The organism is Paraburkholderia oxyphila NBRC 105797 (assembly GCF_000685075.1).
GTDB lineage: Bacteria > Pseudomonadota > Gammaproteobacteria > Burkholderiales > Burkholderiaceae > Paraburkholderia > Paraburkholderia oxyphila.
The window spans coordinates 42,882-61,962 of sequence record NZ_BAYD01000050.1; the positions used below are offsets into that span (position 1 = coordinate 42,882).

General features: G+C 63.8%; 18 protein-coding genes. 6 read left to right on the forward strand and 12 right to left on the reverse strand.

Going from position 1 to position 19,081, the window contains the following annotated elements:
• Positions 1-36: 36 nt before the first annotated feature.
• The 6 genes from BO1_RS52940 to catA are packed head-to-tail and all read left to right on the forward strand — an operon-like array spanning position 37 to position 5,455.
• Positions 37-1,095 (forward strand): aromatic/alkene monooxygenase hydroxylase subunit beta, encoded by a 1,059-nt coding sequence (locus BO1_RS52940; RefSeq protein WP_043286716.1) that lies wholly within the window; start codon positions 37-39, stop codon positions 1,093-1,095.
• Positions 1,088-1,360 (forward strand): MmoB/DmpM family protein, encoded by a 273-nt coding sequence (locus BO1_RS27500; protein WP_028220305.1) that lies wholly within the window; start codon positions 1,088-1,090, stop codon positions 1,358-1,360. The genes BO1_RS52940 and BO1_RS27500 overlap by 8 nt, the downstream gene beginning before the upstream one ends.
• Before the next feature lie 50 nt (positions 1,361-1,410).
• The gene (locus tag BO1_RS27505; protein ID WP_245643912.1) at positions 1,411-2,991 is read left to right on the forward strand and encodes an aromatic/alkene/methane monooxygenase hydroxylase/oxygenase subunit alpha; all 1,581 of its coding nucleotides are present in this window, start codon (positions 1,411-1,413) and stop codon (positions 2,989-2,991) included.
• A 58-nt stretch (positions 2,992-3,049) separates the two neighbouring features.
• Entirely contained in the window at positions 3,050-3,412 is a 363-nt protein-coding gene (locus BO1_RS27510; protein WP_028220307.1) for a phenol hydroxylase subunit P4, read from the forward strand.
• A gap of 30 nt (positions 3,413-3,442) precedes the next feature.
• A complete protein-coding gene (locus BO1_RS27515; RefSeq protein ID WP_028220308.1) occupies positions 3,443-4,516 on the forward strand; it encodes an NADH:ubiquinone reductase (Na(+)-transporting) subunit F in 1,074 nt (357 codons plus the stop codon).
• Positions 4,517-4,552: 36 nt separating this feature from the next.
• Positions 4,553-5,455, forward strand: coding sequence for a catechol 1,2-dioxygenase (gene catA / locus BO1_RS27520; protein ID WP_028220309.1), 903 nt, complete (start codon positions 4,553-4,555; stop codon positions 5,453-5,455).
• Between the two features lie 68 nt (positions 5,456-5,523).
• Here catA and BO1_RS56525 read toward each other — a convergent pair whose 3' ends face one another.
• The 12 genes from BO1_RS56525 to BO1_RS52960 all read right to left on the reverse strand — a co-directional run bounded on the left by BO1_RS56525 (position 5,524) and on the right by BO1_RS52960 (position 18,967).
• Positions 5,524-5,886 carry a BON domain-containing protein gene (locus BO1_RS56525; protein WP_028220310.1) on the reverse strand — a complete coding sequence of 121 codons (363 nt, stop codon included), beginning with the start codon at positions 5,884-5,886 and terminating at the stop codon, positions 5,524-5,526.
• Positions 5,887-5,960: 74 nt separating this feature from the next.
• Positions 5,961-7,028, reverse strand: coding sequence for a porin (locus tag BO1_RS27530; RefSeq protein ID WP_028220311.1), 1,068 nt, complete (start codon positions 7,026-7,028; stop codon positions 5,961-5,963).
• A gap of 168 nt (positions 7,029-7,196) precedes the next feature.
• Positions 7,197-9,425: a xanthine dehydrogenase family protein molybdopterin-binding subunit gene (locus tag BO1_RS27535; RefSeq protein ID WP_028220312.1), complete on the reverse strand. Its 2,229-nt coding sequence runs from the start codon at positions 9,423-9,425 to the stop codon at positions 7,197-7,199.
• Positions 9,422-9,886, reverse strand: coding sequence for a (2Fe-2S)-binding protein (locus tag BO1_RS27540; RefSeq protein ID WP_028220313.1), 465 nt, complete (start codon positions 9,884-9,886; stop codon positions 9,422-9,424). Before BO1_RS27540 ends, BO1_RS27535 begins: the two co-directional genes overlap by 4 nt.
• 156 nt (positions 9,887-10,042) lie before the next feature.
• Positions 10,043-11,290 carry an MFS transporter gene (locus tag BO1_RS52950; protein WP_052409611.1) on the reverse strand — a complete coding sequence of 416 codons (1,248 nt, stop codon included), beginning with the start codon at positions 11,288-11,290 and terminating at the stop codon, positions 10,043-10,045.
• Positions 11,291-11,368: 78 nt separating this feature from the next.
• Complete coding sequence (locus BO1_RS27550; protein WP_028220314.1) at positions 11,369-12,838, reverse strand: aldehyde dehydrogenase family protein; 1,470 nt, start codon at positions 12,836-12,838, stop codon at positions 11,369-11,371.
• On the reverse strand, positions 12,835-13,842 hold the full coding sequence (locus tag BO1_RS27555; RefSeq protein WP_281179206.1) for an NAD(P)H-dependent flavin oxidoreductase: 1,008 nt from the start codon (positions 13,840-13,842) through the stop codon (positions 12,835-12,837). The genes BO1_RS27550 and BO1_RS27555 overlap by 4 nt, the downstream gene beginning before the upstream one ends.
• Positions 13,843-13,863: 21 nt before the next feature.
• Positions 13,864-14,853 (reverse strand): fumarylacetoacetate hydrolase family protein, encoded by a 990-nt coding sequence (locus BO1_RS52955; protein ID WP_043286721.1) that lies wholly within the window; start codon positions 14,851-14,853, stop codon positions 13,864-13,866.
• A gap of 79 nt (positions 14,854-14,932) precedes the next feature.
• Entirely contained in the window at positions 14,933-15,877 is a 945-nt protein-coding gene (locus tag BO1_RS27565) for a BKACE family enzyme (RefSeq protein WP_028220316.1), read from the reverse strand.
• A complete protein-coding gene (locus tag BO1_RS27570) occupies positions 15,874-16,917 on the reverse strand; it encodes an NADP-dependent oxidoreductase (RefSeq protein ID WP_028220317.1) in 1,044 nt (347 codons plus the stop codon). Before BO1_RS27570 ends, BO1_RS27565 begins: the two co-directional genes overlap by 4 nt.
• A gap of 80 nt (positions 16,918-16,997) precedes the next feature.
• Complete coding sequence (locus BO1_RS27575; protein ID WP_028220318.1) at positions 16,998-18,035, reverse strand: amidohydrolase family protein; 1,038 nt, start codon at positions 18,033-18,035, stop codon at positions 16,998-17,000.
• A complete protein-coding gene (locus tag BO1_RS52960) occupies positions 18,032-18,967 on the reverse strand; it encodes a VOC family protein (RefSeq protein ID WP_043286726.1) in 936 nt (311 codons plus the stop codon). The genes BO1_RS27575 and BO1_RS52960 overlap by 4 nt, the downstream gene beginning before the upstream one ends.
• Between the last annotated feature and the right edge of the window lie 114 nt (positions 18,968-19,081).

Below are 19,081 nucleotides of genomic sequence, written 5' to 3' on the forward strand. Positions count from 1 at the left end.
TTGAGCCCAACACCCAACTACACGGAGGAGCACACGATGCAAATCGATATCAAGACCACGGCGGTGCAGCCGATACGCCAGACGTTCTCGCACGTCGCGCGGCGCCTGGGCGCCGACAAGCCCGCGTCACGCTATCAGGAGGCCACGCTGGATCTGCAGCCCGAGGCGAACTTCCACTATCGCCCGCTCTGGCAGCCCGAGTTCGAGCTCTACGACACGCGCCGCACGGCAATCCGCATGAGCGACTGGTACGCGTTCAAGGACCCGCGCCAGTACTACTACGGCGCCTACACGATCGCGCGCTCGCGCCAGCAGGAGATGATGGAAAAGAACATCGAGTTCGTCACGCGCCGCGCGTTGCTGAGCGGATTGCCCGACGAACAGAAGCAGGCGATTGCCGCGCTGATGGTGCCGCTGCGCCATGTCGAGTGGGCGGCGAACACAAACAACTGCTATGTCACGGCCTACGGCTGGGGCACGGCCATCACCCAGGCCACCATGTATCACAGCATGGACCGTCTCGGCCTCGCGCAATACCTCTCGCGCGTGGGCCTGCTGCTCGACGGCAACCAGGGCACCTCGCTGGAGCAAGGCAAGGCACGCTGGCTAAACGATCCAGTGTGGCAGCCGCTGCGCCGGCTCGTGGAGGACCTGATGGTCGTGCGGGACTGGTTCGAGACCTTCGTCGCGCAAAACGCCGTGCTCGACGGCCTGCTCTATCCGCTCGTCTACCGTCACGCGGACGCCCATCTCTCGGCGCAGTGCGGCGCCGGCCTCGGCATGCTCAACGAGTTCGCCATCGGCTGGTTCGACGAAACGGTGCGGTGGGTGGACGCCACGCTCAAGACCGCCGCTTCGGAGTCGCCCGAGAACGCCCAGCGACTCGCGCAATGGATCGCGCGCTGGCGCGAGCGCACGCTCGAAGCGTTGCGGCCGATAGCGCGCGAAACACTGGGGGCTACGCAAGGCGATGCAGCCCTCGCCGAAGTCGATGCCGCTTTCGCGGCGCGCATGACGAAGCTCGGCATCGACGCTCTGGCTCAGGCCGACACGGCCCGCGCCGAAGCCCTCGCCACGGAGGCCGGCCATGTCTGACACCGTCTTTATCGCCTTCCAGACCAACGACGATTCGCGCCCGATCATCGAGGCCATCGCCGAAGACAACCCGCATGCGGTCGTGAACGCCATGCCCGCGATGGTCAAGATCGATGCGCAGGGGCGGCTCGTGATCCGGCGCGAGTCCATCGAGGCGCGCATCGGCCGCGCGTTCGACCTGCGCGAGCTGCAGCTGAACCTGATCTCGCTCTCCGGCAACATCGACGAAACCGACGACGAATTCATCCTCGCGTGGAATAACTGAGAGAAGGAAAGAGGAGCACGAACATGACCAATGCCACCAATACTGTAAGCATGCCTAAGAAACTCAGCATCAAGGAAAACTATGCGCTGCTCACGCGCGGCCTTGCCTGGGAAACCACCTACCAGCCGATGGACGCGATCTTCCCCTATGACCGCTTCGAAGGCATCAAGGTGCACGACTGGGACCGCTGGGAAGACCCGTTCCGCCTCACGATGGACGCCTACTGGAAGTATCAGGGCGAAAAGGAGCGCAAGCTCTACGCGATCATCGACGCGTTCCAGCAGAACAACGGCCAGTTCAACGTCACCGACGCGCGCTATATCAACGCGCTCAAGCTGTTCCTGACGGGCGTGAGCCCGCTCGAATACGCGGCGCACCGCGGCTTCGCGCTCGCGGGCCGCAACTTCCGCGGCGCGGGCGCGCGCATCGCCTGCCAGATGCAGGCGATCGACGAGTTGCGCCACGCGCAGACCCAGGTGCACACCATCAGCCAGTACAACAAGTACTTCAACGGCTTTCACGACTTCAAGCACATGCACGATCGCGTGTGGTACCTCTCGGTGCCGAAGTCGTATTTCGAAGACGCCATGAGCGCCGGGCCGTTCGAGTTCGTCACCGCCATCTCGTTCTCATTCGAATATGTGCTCACCAATCTGCTCTTCATGCCGTTCATGTCGGGGGCGGCGTTCAATGGCGACATGGCGACGGTCACGTTTGGCTTCTCGGCGCAATCGGACGAATCGCGGCACATGACGCTCGGCCTCGAAGTCGTGAAGTTCCTGCTCGAACAGGACCCCGGCAATGTGCCCATCATCCAGAAGTGGATCGACAAGTGGTTCTGGCGCGGCTATCGCCTGCTCACGCTCGTCGCAATGATGATGGACTACATGCTGCCCAAGCGCATCATGTCCTGGCAGGAGGCGTGGGAGACCTACTTCGAGCAGAACGGCGGCGCGCTGTTCCACGACCTCGAACGCTACGGCATCCGCCTGCCGAAGTATCACGATGTGGCGGCCAAGGAGAAGGACCGCCTCTCGCACCAGGCGTGGGGCATCTTCTACAACTACACGCACGCGGCGGCCATCCATACGTGGATTCCCTCCGACGACGAAATGGACTGGCTCGCGCAGAAGTATCCGCGCACGTTCAACCAGCTTTACCGGCCGCGTTACGAACACTGGCGCCGCGAGCAGCAGGAAGGCAGGCGCTTCTACAACAACTCGCTGCCGATGCTGTGCCAGATCTGCCAGATTCCGATGGCCTTCACCGAGCCCGACGATCCGACCAGGACCTGCTACCGCGAGAGCGACTACCTCGGCAACAAGTTCCACTTCTGCTCGGACGGCTGCAAGGACATCTTCGACAACGAGCCGCAGAAGTACGTGCAGGCGTGGCTGCCCGTGCACCAGATCCACCAGGGCAACTGCTTCGAACCCGACGTGGACCCCACGGCCAGCGACTTCGACCCGATGCGCGAAGTGCTGCGCTACTACCACATCGCGCCGGGCGCGGACGGCCACGAGTTCGACGACTCGCCAGACTGCGCGAACTGGCGCCGCTGGACCGGCAAGCCCGCACACGGCGGCGAGACCGCGACGGACGAAGCCACGCCATCCGCACGGGCCGCCTGAAGGCATGCAAAGCCGCATCGAGCCGCACCAAAGCGGCGACTATCGAAGGAGACAGATCATGGCCGTAATCGCATTGCACGAAGACTACGCGGGACCCATGCGCGACCGCGTCGAGAATTTCCACGGCAAGCAATTGCTGTATGTGGGCTGGGACGATCACCTGATGTTCTGCGCGCCGCACTGCATCGCCGTGCAGCCGTCGATGCCCTTCGCCGCGCTCGCGCGCGACGTCATTCCCGCGATGTACAGCGCGCATCCCGACTGGCCCTCGGTGCGTGCCGAGTCGATCGAGTGGTATCGCGGCAGCGAGCGCTTCGCGCCCGACTTCGACGCGAGCCTCGCTGAAAACGGGCTCGGCCACAAGGCCGTGCTGCGTCTGCGCACGCCGAGCCTCACGGGCATCGGCGGCTCGTGCAGCTAGCCGCCGGTCCACCAGAAGGAGCTGAGCATCATGAGCTATCAATTGACCATCGAGCCCATCGGCCAGACCATCGAGATCGAAGAGGATCAGACGATGCTCGACGCCTGCCTGCGCGCGGGCGTCTGGCTGCCGCACGCGTGTTGCCACGGTCTGTGCGCGACCTGCAAGGTCCAGGTCGTGGACGGCGACGTGGAGCACGGCGAGGCCTCGCCGTTCGCGCTGATGGACTTCGAGCGCGACGAGGGCAAGTGCCTCGCGTGCTGCGCGCGCGTGCAGTCCGACGTGACCATCGAGGCCGATATCGACGAGGATCCCGATGCGCGCCACTTCCCGGTGCGCGATCACGTGGGACGCGTTGCTGAAGTGGTCGATCTCACGCCGACCATCAAGGGCATCTTCGTGGAGCTCGAAGGCGCCGGCATCGAGTTCCAGGCGGGCCAGTACGTGAACGTGCAGATTCCGGGGGAAAGCGTGCCACGCGCGTTTTCGCTCGCGGGAGAGCCGGGCGGGCAAGGCGCAAGCGCGCGCATCGAGCTCAACGTGCGCATCGTGCCGGGCGGCAAAGGCACGACGTATCTGCACGAGCAACTGAAGCCCGGCGACGCGCTGCGTTTCGCCGGCCCGTTCGGCCGCTTCTTCGTGCGCCGCTCCGACCCGCAGCCCATCATCCTCATCGCGGGCGGCTCGGGGCTCTCTAGCCCCAAGTCGATGCTGCTCGACCTGCTCGCGCAAGGCGAGTCGCGCACGATCACGCTGCTCTACGGCGCGCGCAGCCGCGCCGAGCTCTACTACCACGACCTCTTCCGCGAGCTCGAGCAGGCCCACCGGAACTTCCGCTACGTGCCCGCGCTGTCCGACGAGCCCGCCGATTCGCCGTGGGACGGCTTTCGCGGCTACGTGCACGACGCGGCGCGAACGCATTTTTCGGGCGATTTTCGCGGCCACAAGGCGTATTTGTGCGGGCCGCCTCCGATGATCGAAGCCGCCATCCGCACGCTCATGCAGGGCCAGCTTTTCGAACGCGACATCTATACCGAGAAGTTCCTCACGCATGCGGACGGCGCGCAGGCCGCCGCGCGTAGCCCGCTTTTCAAATCGATCTGATTACAGATCCAGCCCCCACTATCAGGAGACGACATCATGAATCATCAGGCCATCGACGCCCTGCTCGCCAAAATCAGCGCGCCCACCACGGGCGAGCCACAGGCACGGACCAAATCGATCGTCGATCGCATCGTCCGCGACCTGTTCTACACGATCGAAGATTTCGACGTGACGCCCGACGAATTCTGGACCGCCCTCAACTATCTCGCCGCGGCGGGGCCGGAGCTGGGCCTCATTGCGGCGGGCCTCGGCTTCGAGCATTTTCTCGACGTACGGCTCGATGAAGCCGAAGCGAAGCTCGGGCTCGAAGGCGGCACGCCGCGCACGATCGAAGGGCCGCTCTACGTGGCGGGTGCGCCAGAAGCAGCCGGGCACGCGCGCATCGACAACGGCACGAGCCCCGGCGAAACGCTGCTCATGCGCGGCCGCGTGCTGGGCGAGGATGGCGCACCGGTTGCCGGTGCGCTCGTCGAGGTGTGGCACGCGAATCATCTCGGCAACTACTCGCACTTCGACGCCTCGCAGCCGCCGTTCCATCTGCGTGCCTCGATCCGCACCGGGGCCGACGGCAGCTACAGCTTCCAGAGCATCGTGCCCGTGGGCTACAGCGTGCCGCCCGCAGGCAAGACTCAGCAGTTGCTGGACGCGCTCGGGCGCCACGGCCACCGCCCCGCGCATATCCACTTCTTCGTTCGCGCGCCCGGCCATCGCACGCTCACCACGCAAATCAACATCGACGGCGACCCGCATCTGTGGGACGACTTCGCTTTCGCCACGCGCGACGGCCTCGTGCCCGAAGTGCAGCGCCAGGGCGCGGGCGACGGCACGGCCTTGGGCATCGACGGCCAGTTCGCGCTGATCGACTTCGACTTCAAGCTGACTCGCGAGCACGCCGAAGCGCCTGCCAGCGAAGTCGCACGCGCCCGCGCAGCGGCCTGACAAGCCAGATAAACGCATCAGCAAGGCGGACCGCACGACGCTGAACCCCGCGTGGCCCGCCTCGCGACTTAGTTCGTCTGCTGCAACGTCAACTGGTTCTCCACGGATTTGACTCCCGGCACCGCCCTTACCACGGATTCGACTCGCGATCTTTGCTCCGCATTTTCCAGTCTGCCTCGCAGGAGCACGGCACCATCCTTCACGCCCACCATCACTTCGGACGCGTCAATCCCTTTGGTATGCACAAGTTGCTTACGTATCTGTTTCGCCAGGGCTTTGTCATCGGCGCTTGGATGGGCATATTGGCGTCGCGTGGAAACGCTCGCCTCGGACGATCCCTGATCGGGCATCGTCTGCGCCGCGGCGAAACAGGACCAAAGAGAGACCGCACAAACAATCGACTGAAGCGTGATATTTTTAATCATTTCCATTCCCCATTTCGAGGAGCCTGAAAGCTCCACGGCTATTGGTTCACATTCGCCCTTGAATAAGCTCTCACGCGCTTTTAAAAGTAATGCCTGATCCCGACACCAACGCCGGTCGCGGTTCCCGCCGGCAGCCCGCTCACGCCCGAGGTGATCGACAGACCGGTACCCATGTTCCCCTTGTTGTTGACAACCGCGACCTGACCGTACAGCGTCGTTCGAATCGAGAGGTTGTACTCGACCCCGGCGCCAAACAGCAAGGACTTATTGGCCGTTACATTCCGGTCGAATAATGCATACACGCCTGCGCTGACCACCCAGAATGGGCTCAGGTTCGCGCGCCCGCCAATGCTGTAGACACTCACGTTAGACAGCGCAGTGTCGATTGAAGGGTTTCTGAAGTTACTGAATGCGGCGCGCAATGTCGTGGACCCGAGCGTGTAGCCCACGCCAGCCGTCCAGGCTCTTGTTGTCACTTCGCTGAGCACCGGATCTCTTGCTTCGTAGTATGCGAGGTCCGCCGACACGCCATAGTGGTTATAGTTGAGCGCCGCCGACAGGCGTCGACCGGCGTCGAAACTGCCCGCCACGCCACCAGGTGCATATTCGAATTGCGCATCCAGACCCGCAATGGTCGGCGTGAGATAGGTAATGGCGTTGCTATCGAACAGCCCATTGATCTTGATCAGCTGAATATACGGAACAGCCATGCTTCCCGTAAAGGACGTTTCATAAGGCGACGAGGACCGTGGATCAGACCGGATCTCGGCAATCACAAATGGCGAGAATTGCAAGCCCGCGCGGAGACGTCCATAGTCGTCGTTTTCAACCTCGACGAACGCGCGGCGGCCAAACAGGTTGCCGTTCGAATTCGAAAACTTCCCGGAAGTCACGCTGAAACCGTCTTCGAGCGCAAAGCCAACGTGCGTGCCGCCGCCTATATCCTCATCCCCCTTGATCCCGAATCGGGAAGGCGACAGACCACTATCCATCAGTTGCAGATCCTGACCTTTTCCTCCCGGAGATTTCGTCGCATAGAAGAGCCCTACGTCCAGCGCCCCGTACAAAGTCACTGAGCTCTGCGCCAATGCTTCGCCCGCCACCACCGCCGAGACCAATCCAACCGCGCACAAAGTTGCAATTCGCATTTCACGTCTCCATCTATTTTGTATAGTTATTTCAGAAACAGATCACTACTTATGCATCGCTTTAATCACGCCATTAATTCGCATACCTTATTATTAATAAAGATCGATATCCTCCCGGATGACCTTGTCGTCACCCGTGCGTGCTCCCGCGTCTGTGCAGGCGAAGCGTCAGACCAGACGTTGCAGAATTTTTCCTGGCGACAAAGGCAAATCGCGCATGCGGGCGCCCGTCGCATTCGCCACGGCATTGGCCAGCGCAGCGCCCGTGGGACCGATAGAGCACTCGCCTGCGCCCAGCGACGCTTCCTCGGTCCGTTCGAGCAGCCCGATTTCGATCGGCGGCACCTCCGCAAAGGACAGGATCGGATAGTCCTGCCACGTGCGCGTCGTGATCTCGGTCCGGCTGAACGTGACACGTTCCTTGAGCGTCCAGCTCAGTGACTGGATGATCCCCCCCTCGATCTGATTCTTCACGCCGTCGGGATTGATCACGCGGCCCACATCAATCGCTGCGGTCACGTTCGTGACGTTGACAACGCCCGTGGTGCGCTCGATCTGTACATCGACGACGATCGCGGCGTAGGCCCCGATGTTCTTGTACCGTGCATAGGCGAAGCCCCGTCCACGCCGCCCGTCGCCTTTCGCGCCGGTCTGCCATCCGGAGCGGCTCGCCGCTTCCCGAATCACGGCGATGGCACGCGGATCGCTGAGGTGTGACAAGCGGAATTCGACGGGATCGGCGTTTGCCGCGAGCGCCAGCTCGTCCATGAACGACTCGATCGCAAACACATTGCCGAATGCGCCCAGCGAGCGCAGCGAGCTATTGCGGATAGGGGCGTCCAGCAGCAGATGGTTGGTCACCTTCCTGCGCGGCAAATCATAGAGCGGCACCGCATTGCGATCGCCGTTGCCATAGGGCTGCGGAACGTCCGGCGCTGGCGACGGCTGGAACGGCGTGGCGAGATGCCAGGCAGCCAGCAGATTCACGCCGCCGGGTTGGCCCGGCCGCTGCGCGTGCGAATTGCTCCACACGTCATAGTTCCAGTCGGTAATCCGGCCGTCGCTCGACAAGGCCGCTTTCACGCGCATGACCATCGCCGGGCTGATCGGCGACCACGCGAATTCGTCGTCGCGCATCCATTGGACTTTGACGGGACGCCCCGCGGCTGCGCGCGCCAGCAGCGCCGCGTCGAGCGCGACATCGTCGGCGCCGTTATGCCCGTAACAGCCCGAGCCGGGAACGTGCACGACATCGACAGCGCTCGCGGGCATGCCGAGCGCCGTGGCGAGATCGCCGCGCAGTGGAAACGCGCCCTGCGTGTGGGACCAGACCGTCATGTGTCCGTTCTGGAGCAAGGCGACGGAACACGAGGGGCCCATCGACGCGTGCGACAGGTAGGGGCGAGAGTAGCTCGCCTCCAGGTGCCGCGCGGAATCGGGCACCGGCGTATCCTGGCCGCCTTCGCTGATGACTTTATCTCTGCTGCGCCATTGAAGCAGCGCCGTTTGAAGCTGATCGACATCCGGCAGTGCGACGAAATCGGCGCTCGATTTCGCCCCCTCGATCAACGCACTGCGCGCCGCGATTGCCTGCTCTTCCCGCTCGGCGATCACACCGAGGAAGTCTCCATTGCGGACCACGGAGACGACGCCCGGCAAGCGCATGACGGCGTCTTCATTCACCGAAACGAGCTTCGCGCCATAGCGCGGGGGCCGCACGATACGGCCGAACAGCATGTTGGGCAGGCGCATGTCCTGGACGAACGCCGCCCCGCCCGTGAACTTCGCGGGCAGGTCGATGCGCGGCACCGATTGACCGACGAACTTGTACGCCGCCGGGCGTTTCGGCGTGAAGCCTGCCGTCACCTCGCGCGTCAGCAGGTCCGGATTGTTCTTCACGATGTCCGCGTACGTCGTGCGCCGGCCGTCGGCGGCCTGAATGACACCGTTTTCGACATGTAGGTCCGACTCCGCCACGCCGAGCCGCTGCGCAGCCGCTTCGAGCAGCACGGCCCGCGCCTCGGCGGCAGCGGCACGCAATGCCGCGCCGCCCTGCTCGATCGATTGGCTGCCGTACGTATAAGTCTCGTTCGGGCTGCGGGACGTATCCGCCGATATCATGTGGATGCGTGCCATATCCACGTCGAGTTCGTCGGCAGCGATCTGGGCGAGCGCCGTGAGAATGCCTTGCCCCAGCTCAGCCTTGCCCGTGAAAATGGTCACCGTGCCTTCGACATCGACGCGAATCCAGCCGTCCAGCTTGCGATTGGCGCGAAGATCGAAGGGCAGGTCCGAAGCCGCTTGAGCAAACGCCGACAGCGGCGCAAGCGAAAATGTCACGAGCACCGCCCCAGCCAATTTGCCGAACGCGCGTCGGGAAAGACGAACCGTATTCATGCGCGCAACTCCTTCGCGGCGCGCTGGATCGCGCGGACAATCCGATTGTGCGTCCCGCACCGGCATTTCTGGCCGGCCAGCTCGCGCCGTATCGTCTCCGGGTCGGGATCGGCATTGCGCTCCAGCAGGGCTTGCGCGGCGATCAACATCCCACTCGAGCAATAGCCGCACTGCGCGGCCTGCTCGGCCAGAAAGGCCTCCTGCAACAGGTGCAGCGGCTTGCCCTGGCCCAGGCCTTCGACCGTTGTCACCCGAGCCGCGCCCACTGCGCCGACGGGAAATACGCAGGAGTACGTTGCATCGTGGCCAACCAGTACCCTGCACGCCCCGCATTGCGCCTCGCCACAGCCAAACTTCGGGCCGTTCAACTGGAGGTCGTTACGCAGCACGTAGAGCAGCGGCGTATCTGAAGCCACATTCAGAACGTGATGTTTTCCATTTACCGTGATCGAAACGCTCATATCGAATCCCTATGTCTGTGAGACATAAAATGTCAGGGTGCCGGGTACGGCGATCAGATCCGTCCGAATGACTTGTGCAGAACGGCTGAACGCGTGGTCCTGGCCGCCTGTGCAAAACGTGTAACGCTCCATGACGATCTCCTCGATCTTGCAGGGTTATGCCGCACCGGTGCTCGCGCTGGCATCCCCGGGCAAACCGTAGGAATAGGGACCCACGGCCAGGATGCAAACGCTGGCCACGGCGAGCGCCAGGCCGCATCCGGCAAAACCGGTGTCATAGCTATGGAAGCGCGTAAACGTCACCCCCAGCAGCCACGGGCCGAGGCCGGCCCCGACAGTAAAGATGGAAAAGAACACGCCATACATCTGCCCGAAGCGCTTCAGGCCGAAATAGCGCGAAACGAAAAAGCCCACCATGTCGACTTCCGCACCCGCGGCGAGTCCGATCGCCACCATGCCCAGCACCGGATTGGCATGGCTTCCGAGCAGATAGAGACCGGCGATGGCGAGCGCGAAGAAGGTCGAGGCGACATAGGCCGCGAACACCCGATCCATCAGGTAGCCCGCCAGCAATCTTCCGGCCAGCCCCGCGGCGCCGGCGGCCGCCAGGACGCGCGCCGCCGAGCCCGGCGTCCAGCCTGAATCGACGAGCAACGGGACCACATGAACGAGGGCGCCGTTGACAGCCGTCGAGACCAGCAGCACGGCAATCGCAATGCACCAGAATGAGCGAAGCGCAACGGCCTCGCGAAGACCCAGCCCGGGGCCGAGCGAGCCCGAGCCGCGTTGATGGCTGACGCGCGGTTCCCGCAGCAGCAACGCCACGGCCGGCAACGCCACCACCACGATCGCCGCTCCGAGGCCCAGATACCCTGCACGCCAACCGAAGGCGCCGATGAGCCACTGAACATACTGCGGGATCAGCGCCGTACCCAGGCCGATGCCGCTCATCGCGACGCCAATGGCCAAGCCGCGGCGCCGGTCGAAGTAACTGGCGATCGACTTCACATAGCCGATCGGACTCTGGGCGGCGCCCGTCACGCCTGTCAACGCCGTGAGCGCGATGAACCATGGCAGCGTGGAGGTCCGGCCAATCAGCGCGACATTGAGGCCGAACAGGCAGATCGCCAGCGCCTGGATGCGCCGCACGCCGAACTTGTCCATCAGCAAGCCAACGAAGGGAAGAGACAGTGCCGATAGCAGCGCGCACAGCGCCGACGCGAAACCCAGCGACGCGCGGCTCCAGCAGAACGCCATCTGCAGCGGGCCCATGAAGACACCAAACGCAAACACGCTGATCGGCCCATTTCCGACGATCAACCCGAGCGTGCCGCCCACCGGTATCAACCAGTTCTCCCCGAAGCTGTCGGTCTCGCCCGGCCAACCGTGTTCCGTTTGTTTCACCTGTCTCTCCCTACTTGATTACTGAAGCTTGATCGGATCGAAGGCAGCTATCCCTCAGGCATCCAGACTATTTACCGGTCAATGCCCGCCGGCGCGTGCGCCATGCCCGTGAGACGCGGCGACCTGGATCGTGGTCTTGGTCTCCTGGAATTCCTCGAGGCTTGCAGAGCCGCGGGCCCGGCCCAGGCCGCTCTGCTTGAACCCGCCTTCCTCGTAGCTGTCGGACAAGGTGGCCCATCCGTTCACCCATACCGTGCCTGCCTTGATGGCGCGCACCACGCGCTGTGCACGATCGAGATCGCGGGTGAAAACCGACGCCGCAAGACCATAGTGCGTGGCGTTGGCCAGACGCACGGCATCGTCCTCGTCCGCGAAAGTCTCGAAGCTCAGCACCGGGCCAAAAATCTCCTGCTGAACCAGCGGAACGTCGACATGAGACGGCTCGATCATCGCCGGTCGAAAGAACGCGCCCTCGGCCAGGGGCCCCTCGAGAACCGGACCGCCGCGGACCAGCACGCGGCCATACCCGGCCGCATCGCGCACGAACGCGTCCACGCGCGCCACGTTGGCCTTGTCGATCAGCGGTCCCATCTGGCTGGAGGGATCGTCCGCGGGTCCCAGCACGACGGCCTCGAGCATGGCCGCGAGCCGGGTACGCCATGCATCGGCGACGCTGCGCTGAACCAGCACACGCGAGCCCGCCATGCAGAACTGCCCCGAGAACATCGTGATGGCAGCGACCACCACCGGCGCCACCGCCTCGATGTCCGCGTCTTCGAAGACCACGAGCGGCGTTTTGCCCCCCAGCTCCAGGCTCACGCGTTTCAAACTCTCGGCGGCCCTGGCGGCGATGAGCTTGCCCGTCCTGGTGCTGCCCGTGAAGTTGATGGCGTCGACAAGCGGCGACTCGACGAGGAGCGTCGCACAATCGCTGCCGCTCTCCGTGATCAGATTCACCACGCCTCGCGGGAGACTCGTCGTCGAGGCCAGGGCTTCGGCGATCAAGGCGTTGGTGAGCGCGGTCTGGGCCGGCATCTTGATGACGACCGTGCATCCCGCCGCGAGAGCCGGCCCCAGCGCGCGTACGCATAGCGCCAACGGCGCGTTCCACGGGATGATCAGTCCAGCCACCCCGATCGGCTCGTGGGTCGAGATGCCGAAGACGCCCGGCAGGATCTCCGATGCACCGCCCCGCTGAGCGAGCGCGAGACCCGCGTTGTGCCGCAACGTCCCGGGAGCGGTATGCGCCTCGAGCGAGGCACCGCGGATTGTCTTGCCGGTCTCGCGCGCATTCATGCTGATCAGCGCTTCGGTTCTTGCCTCGAGCTGGTCGGCAAGCTCCATCAAGGCGCGCGCGCGCAACTGGCGGTCATGCGCCCATTGCGTGTGGTCGAAAGCCCGGCGCGCAGCGGCGATCGCCAACTCCGCCTCGGCGCGCTGCCCGTCGTAGAACTCACCGAGCGCCTTGCCAGTCGAGGGATTGATCGATACGCCAACGGTGCCCGATTGAGCCCATGCGCCGTCGATCCAGAGACGGGTCGTAGTCATTGCTGCACCTCATGATTCATGACGTTCGAGTACTTCAAAATCGCGCTTTGGCACTCCGACACCATGCGTTCGATCAGTTCGGCACAAGTCGGCACATCGTCGATAAGACCGACTGATTGACTCGCCCATACGAGCCCATCGTCGACCGCGCCGCTCTCGAGTGCGGCTCGACCTCGCGCACCGGCAACGAGCGGCTGCAACTCCGGGAACGCGGCACCCTGCGGCCGTCGTTCCAGCGCGACGACCGCTTCCGAGACGGTATTGCGCAACACTCGGCCCGTGTTCCTCAGCGTCCGGAAAATCAGCGTCGTGTCGCGCTCCGACGCGGCGAGCAAAGCCTGTTTGATGTTCGGATGCAGCGGTGCCTCGCGCGTGGCGCAGAAACGCGTCCCCATGTTGACGCCGTCGGCGCCGAGTACCAGCGCGGCGGCCATACCCGCGCCGTCGGCAATGCCGCCCGAGGCCAGAATGGGCACATCGAGCTTGCGTGCCGCCGCGCGGATCAGCACGAAACCGCCGATATCGTCTTCCCCGGGATGCCCAGCCGCCTCGAATCCGTCGATCGACACCGCGTCGACACCCTGCTTCTGGGCCGACAGCGCATGCCGAACCGACGTGCACTTGTGTATGACGGTGATCCCATGCGCTTTCGCCCTGGCAATCAGCGTGCCCAGTTCGCTACCTGCTGTCTCGAGCACGGGCACATCGCGCCCCAGGATGACATCGAGGTACTCGTCGTAGCGGGGCGGATTGCTGGTGGGCAGCACCGTGAGGTTCACCCCGAACGGCCGTGACGTCATCCGCCTGCAGCGATCGATCTCTTCCCCCAGGGCTTCTGGCGTGGGCTGGGTCAACGCGGTCAGCACGCCCAGGCCACCGGCATTGGACACGGCGGAGGCAAGCGACGCGCGCCCCACCCACTGCATCCCGCCTTGCACGATGGGATATTGAATCTTGAGTAACTCTGTCAACCGGGTTCGCACAACCTCATCCTCCTTTTCAATTACCGTTCCCGCATCGCCCCACTAGCTCGCGGCAGCTTCGATCACGGTGTTGCTCAGGCCGCCGAGCACGCGGCCCTCGCCGGTCTCGACCAGCGTCGCCGTGACGACATCGCCCGCGCGCAGGAAGGGACGCCCCCTGGTCATCTCCACGCGCAACTCGTCCCGCCGGATTTCGTCGTGAAGAAGGTGGGTCTGGATGATCTCGACCATGCGCGCCGTGACTGGCGTGGTCACCCCGCCGGGCGTGCCGGTCAACAGCAGATCGCCTGGGTGCATGTCGAGGACGGTGCCCACGAAGTTCAGCGTCTCCACGGGCTTCCAGATCAACTGTTGCGAGCTCGCCTGCTGGCGCAGTTCGCCATTGACATGCAGACGGATCTCCAGTCGTTCGAGAGCCGCAGCCACCTCATTGGGTTCGAGGAGCCACATGACGGGTCCGACCGGACAGAAGGTGCGATAGCTCTTGCCCCGGAACCACTGCAGCAATGACTCTCCGAACTGGACATCGCGCGCGGATACATCGTTGCAAAGCACGACGCCCGCAACGTACTCGCCGATGTTCTCGTCAGTGATGCGATCCTGGGCGCCAATCCGCTTGCGGATCACGAGCGCAAACTCAACCTCGTAGTCGAGCAACTCGACCTCCGGCGGACGCACGATATCGTCATAGGGGCCCGTGATCGACGATCCCGCCTTGCCGAAGATGAGATTGCTCTTGCGCTCGGCGTGCTTCGCTTCCTGCGCATGCGACACGTAGTTGAGGCCCTGACATGTCAGCGCGGCGCCGGATGTCACCGGCGACAGCAGCGCCGCGGCCTTGATTTCCACGGCCTGGCTTTCATCGGCTGGACCGATGCCGGATGGTTGTGCGAGGAACTCCGCTGTCGTCGCGCCCTGCACGGCAAGCGGTACCAGGCGAACAGCGTCGTCCGCGCGCTGCGGCGCAGCGCCGATGAGTTCGCCCCACTGGACCACACCATTGTCCTCATATCGAACGATCAGTTTCGACATGTTTTACTCTCCATATTTCTGTAACCCGATCCGCACCGTTGCGTGACGCCGGCCGGTGCGGCGCGTTGTTCATCGAACCTCAGAAAGCCACGTTGTCCGCGCCTTTCAGGTCAAGCAGCGCACGCGCTTCCGCGGGCGAGGCGATCTCCAGCGACAGCGACTCGAGAATGCCGCGCAGCAGCGTCACCTGTTCCGCGTTCGAAGTCGCGAGCCGTCCTTTACCGGTATACAGACTGTCCTCGAGGCCCACGCGGGCATGGCCGCCGTTGAGCGCGCCCATCGTCGTGAAGCCGAGCTGGTGGCGTCCCACGGCCATGATCGACCAGAGATAGTCATTACCGAACAGCTTGTCGGCGATCCGTTTGGCATGCAGAAGATTTTCCGTGTCCGCCCCCTGGCCACCCAGCACGCCGAAGATCGACTGCACGAACAAAGGCGGCTTGACCAGTTTTCGGTCGAGAAAGTTGGCTAACGTGTACAGGTGACCGGTGTCGTAGCACTCGAACTCGAAACGCGTGCCATGCCCCTTGCCGAGGCGCTCGAGAATCTGCTCGATATCCGAGAACGTGTTGCGAAAAATCCAGTCTCGCGAGCGCTCGAGATAGGGCGCTTCCCAGGCGTGCTGAAAGTCCTTGTAGCGACCAAGCGCCGGAAACAACCCGAAGTTCATCGAGCCCATGTTCAACGACGCGAGTTCCGGCGACGCGCGCAGCGCCGCGGCCAGCCGGTCGTCCAGAGACATGCCCTGCCCGCCGCCTGTCGTGATGTTCACGATGGCATCGCAAGCCTCCCGGATGCGCGGAAGAAACTCCATGAAGATGTCGGGATCGGGACTCGGGCTGCCGTCGCCCGGGTTGCGCGCGTGGAGGTGCAAGACGGCGGCACCGGCTTCGGCAGCCGCGATGGATTCGCGTGCAATCTCGTCCGGCGTCACCGGCAGATACGGACTCATCGAAGGCGTATGAATCGAGCCCGTAACGGCACAACTCAGCACAACCTTGTGGGGCGCCCGCGGCGGGTTCACGACGTGCTCCTATCTGCCAGTTCGGGTTCCTCACGAAGGCGGATGAGCAGCTTTCCGGCGTTGCCGCCCTCGTACAGCGTCTGGATCAGTCCGGGCGCGGACTCGATGCCTTCACGAATGTCTTCGCGATACTTCAACTTGCCGGCGCGAATCCAGCCCGCCAGGTCGGCGATGGCCTCTTCGTAGCGCGCGGCGAAGTCCGTCGTGAGAAAACCACGCATGGTCGCGCGCTTGACGAGCAGATGCCGCTCCGGTCGCGGGCCCTGATTCCAGGGTTCCCAGCTTGCGAACGACGCCGTGCCGCAGATGCCGATGCGCGCATGCACATTGATCTGGCGAAGCACGGCATCGAGCGCCGCGCCGGACGTATTGTCGTAGTACACGTCGATGCCATCGGGGCACGCCTTGCGCAGCGCGGCGTCAATGTCGGCCTCGCGCTTGTAGTCGATGGCGACGTCGTAGCCGAACTCCTCGACGCATTGCCGGACCTTGTCTTCCCCGCCCGCAATGCCCACGACCCTGCAACCCTTGATGCGCGCGATCTGGCCCACGGCGGAACCGACGGCACCGGCCGCAGTCGACACGACCACCGTCTCGCCCGGCTTGGGTTGGCACACGTCGAGCAGGCCGAAGTACGCAGTGAGCCCATTGAGACCGAGCACACCCAGCGACAAAGACAATGAAAGATCGCGCTCGAGCACCTTGCGCATGACCTGTTCGGGGCGCACGGCCGCATAATCCTGCCAGCCGAAAATGCCCATCACCTGCTCGCCGACGGCGTAGTCAGGGTGCCGTGACGAAACGACTTCGCCGACGGAAAAGGCACGCATCGTGTCGCCGACCTCGATCCGGGGCCAGTAGGTGCTCGTGTCGGCGATCCAGCCACGCATTGCAGGATCGACGGACAGGTAACTGTTACGGACCACGAACTCGCCTTCCGCCGCGCTGGGGACCGGCGCCACCCGGATGGCAAAATCTTCCGCCTGCGGGATGCCATTGGGTCTGGACTTGAGCCAGACCTGGCGATTAATTTGTTCCATGATTGCATCAGTCTCCGAATTGGATGGGTTCACAAGTGATGAGATGAAACGGCAACGTAACTTCCCCTATGGCTGACCCTTCATGTAGCACTCCGAAGTGCATCATGAGGCGCCGCCACGGGCGATGCCTCACCCAGAAAGCGCATCGCGTTGCCCGACAGCAGAAGTTGCCGCGTTTCGCTATCGAGGTCCATCTCGTCGAGTCGTTGCACAGGCCGGGTATCCTGGATCACGAACGGATGGTCCGTGCCGATACACAGTTGCGTCGCGCCGAAGGTCGCAATCAGATGGGCCAGGGTCGGTCCGTCATAGACGAGTGTGTCGTAGAACAGACTGCGCGCCTGCTCCCAAGGCGACCTTTGATGCGACAACCCGAGTTGCTGCCATCCGGCCGCAAGGCGCGGCAGCGTGAGCGCGAAGCCGCCTGCGCCATGGCTGAACGCGATCCGTAGCCGAGGATGGCGATCGAGCACGCCCCCCGTAATCAACGACGCTGCCGCCAGCGCGTTTTCGCCCGGAAAGGCCACCAGTTGAATCAGCCCCGGGGGGCCCACCAGCCGGTTCATCCCCGCCGCCCTCAGCGGGTGCACGAAGATTGAAGCACCGAGCTCTTCGGCCGCTGCGAAGAACGGCTCGAAGCGCGGGTCGCCGATCACCACGTCGTCGATATTGGTCCCGATCTCTACGCCGCGGAAAGTCCCCTGTTTCATCAGCCGCTCGAGTTCGCGCGCGGCAAGCTCCGGGTCCTGCAGCGGCACGCAGCCGAGCGCGGAAAAACGCTCGGGCGCCTGCGCCACCATCTCCTCGATGGCGTGGTTGATGTGCCGGCACAGCACGAGCGCGTCCGTGGCCGGCATCCAGTACGACAGCAGCTCCGGCATCGGCGAGAGCACTTGCCGGCCGATACCCGTTTTGTCCATGTGATGAAGACGCTGCTCGACGTCCCAGCACTCGTGCGAGACCGTGCGAAAGACCTTGCCGTCGATCATCACGTTTCGGTGATTGCACTGCGGGGAGTCGCACATGTGCGGCCAGGACGCGCCCGACGCGGTGCCTGCGTACGCGGGAAAATCGTACGGAACGATGTGCGTGTGAATGTCGATGGTCGAGGTGTTCATGCCGCGCCCTCTACCCAGGCCTGCCAACCTGAACCGGCACGGTAGGGTTGAACGAGTCCCGTCGCGGACATCCGCGGATCACGGATGCCCCCCCAGCCGTCGATGGACTCCGGCACCGGAGGCAGCACCCTCGGCTCGCGCGGGGAGACCTCGGCAAACTCCTCCATGCCGAAGCTGTACTCGAGCGTCAGACCGTCCGGGTCCAGAAAATAGAGGAACACGCTCTCCGAGGCCGGGTGGCGGCCGGGACCGAAAACAATGGGCACGCCGGCCCGTTTGAACCGGTTGATGGCGATCCCGATGTCGTCGATCGCGGACACCATGAAATTGACGTGATGCAAGCCGTCACGCGCGCCGAGCCCCACCCCCACGCCGTGGTGATAAGGGTTGGGTGGAGGCCGCAACAACGTGATGACACCCTCGATGTCGTCCGACATCGCGAACCCCAAGACGTTGCGCATGAACGTGACCGCCTCGGCACGGCGCGGCGTGCAAAACACCACGTGGCCGATGCGCTGAATCCTGGCGACCGTCGGCGTGAACGTGCGGGACAGCGCGCCGCCACGCGGGAGACAGAACTCGAAGGCCGCGCCGGTGTTGGGTTCGGCAATACGCCAGGCGCGCACGAGCGAATGGGCGTTGCATTCTTCGGCCGACACCTCATCAAAGGCAATGTGGTGCTCGCTGAGTCGTTCACCCAGCTCGTCGAACGCGGATTCATCTTCCAGTGACAACGCAAGCGAGCGGAAGCCCGGCACTGCGGATTCGTGCAGCACCACCACGCAATCGTCAGTACCGCAGAGAAACGACGCCGAGCCGTCCGCGTTCCGCCCGATCGGCGTCAGTCCGACGATTGCTTCATAGAAGTCGCGGGAACGATCCAGATTCGTGACGTTCAAGTCGACTCGGGCGAGTCGCTGGTATCGAAGCATGTTTGTCTCCTTGCGGAGAAGCCTGTGTGCTTCCCCCTTCGCAGCTAATGTAGGGTGGCGGTCCGATCGTATCTATCCGATTCGCGCGCATTTGCAGAGCCTGTATCCGATTTG

Excerpts from the sequence above, each read along its gene's own strand:
- catA (WP_028220309.1), top strand. The coding sequence starts at position 4,553 with ATGAATCATCAGGCCATCGACGCCCTGCTCGCCAAAATCAGCGCGCCC.
- BO1_RS27515 (WP_028220308.1), top strand. The coding sequence starts at position 3,443 with ATGAGCTATCAATTGACCATCGAGCCCATCGGCCAGACCATCGAGATC.
- BO1_RS52955 (WP_043286721.1), bottom strand. The coding sequence starts at position 14,853 with ATGTCGAAACTGATCGTTCGATATGAGGACAATGGTGTGGTCCAGTGG.
- BO1_RS27570 (WP_028220317.1), bottom strand. The coding sequence starts at position 16,917 with ATGGAACAAATTAATCGCCAGGTCTGGCTCAAGTCCAGACCCAATGGC.
- BO1_RS27535 (WP_028220312.1), bottom strand. The coding sequence starts at position 9,425 with ATGAATACGGTTCGTCTTTCCCGACGCGCGTTCGGCAAATTGGCTGGG.
- BO1_RS27500 (WP_028220305.1), top strand. The coding sequence starts at position 1,088 with ATGTCTGACACCGTCTTTATCGCCTTCCAGACCAACGACGATTCGCGC.
- BO1_RS27550 (WP_028220314.1), bottom strand. The coding sequence starts at position 12,838 with ATGACTACGACCCGTCTCTGGATCGACGGCGCATGGGCTCAATCGGGC.
- BO1_RS27540 (WP_028220313.1), bottom strand. The coding sequence starts at position 9,886 with ATGAGCGTTTCGATCACGGTAAATGGAAAACATCACGTTCTGAATGTG.
- BO1_RS27575 (WP_028220318.1), bottom strand. The coding sequence starts at position 18,035 with ATGAACACCTCGACCATCGACATTCACACGCACATCGTTCCGTACGAT.
- BO1_RS52940 (WP_043286716.1), top strand. The coding sequence starts at position 37 with ATGCAAATCGATATCAAGACCACGGCGGTGCAGCCGATACGCCAGACG.
- BO1_RS27530 (WP_028220311.1), bottom strand. The coding sequence starts at position 7,028 with ATGCGAATTGCAACTTTGTGCGCGGTTGGATTGGTCTCGGCGGTGGTG.
- BO1_RS56525 (WP_028220310.1), bottom strand. The coding sequence starts at position 5,886 with ATGGAAATGATTAAAAATATCACGCTTCAGTCGATTGTTTGTGCGGTC.
- BO1_RS27505 (WP_245643912.1), top strand. The coding sequence starts at position 1,411 with ATGCCTAAGAAACTCAGCATCAAGGAAAACTATGCGCTGCTCACGCGC.
- BO1_RS52960 (WP_043286726.1), bottom strand. The coding sequence starts at position 18,967 with ATGCTTCGATACCAGCGACTCGCCCGAGTCGACTTGAACGTCACGAAT.
- BO1_RS27510 (WP_028220307.1), top strand. The coding sequence starts at position 3,050 with ATGGCCGTAATCGCATTGCACGAAGACTACGCGGGACCCATGCGCGAC.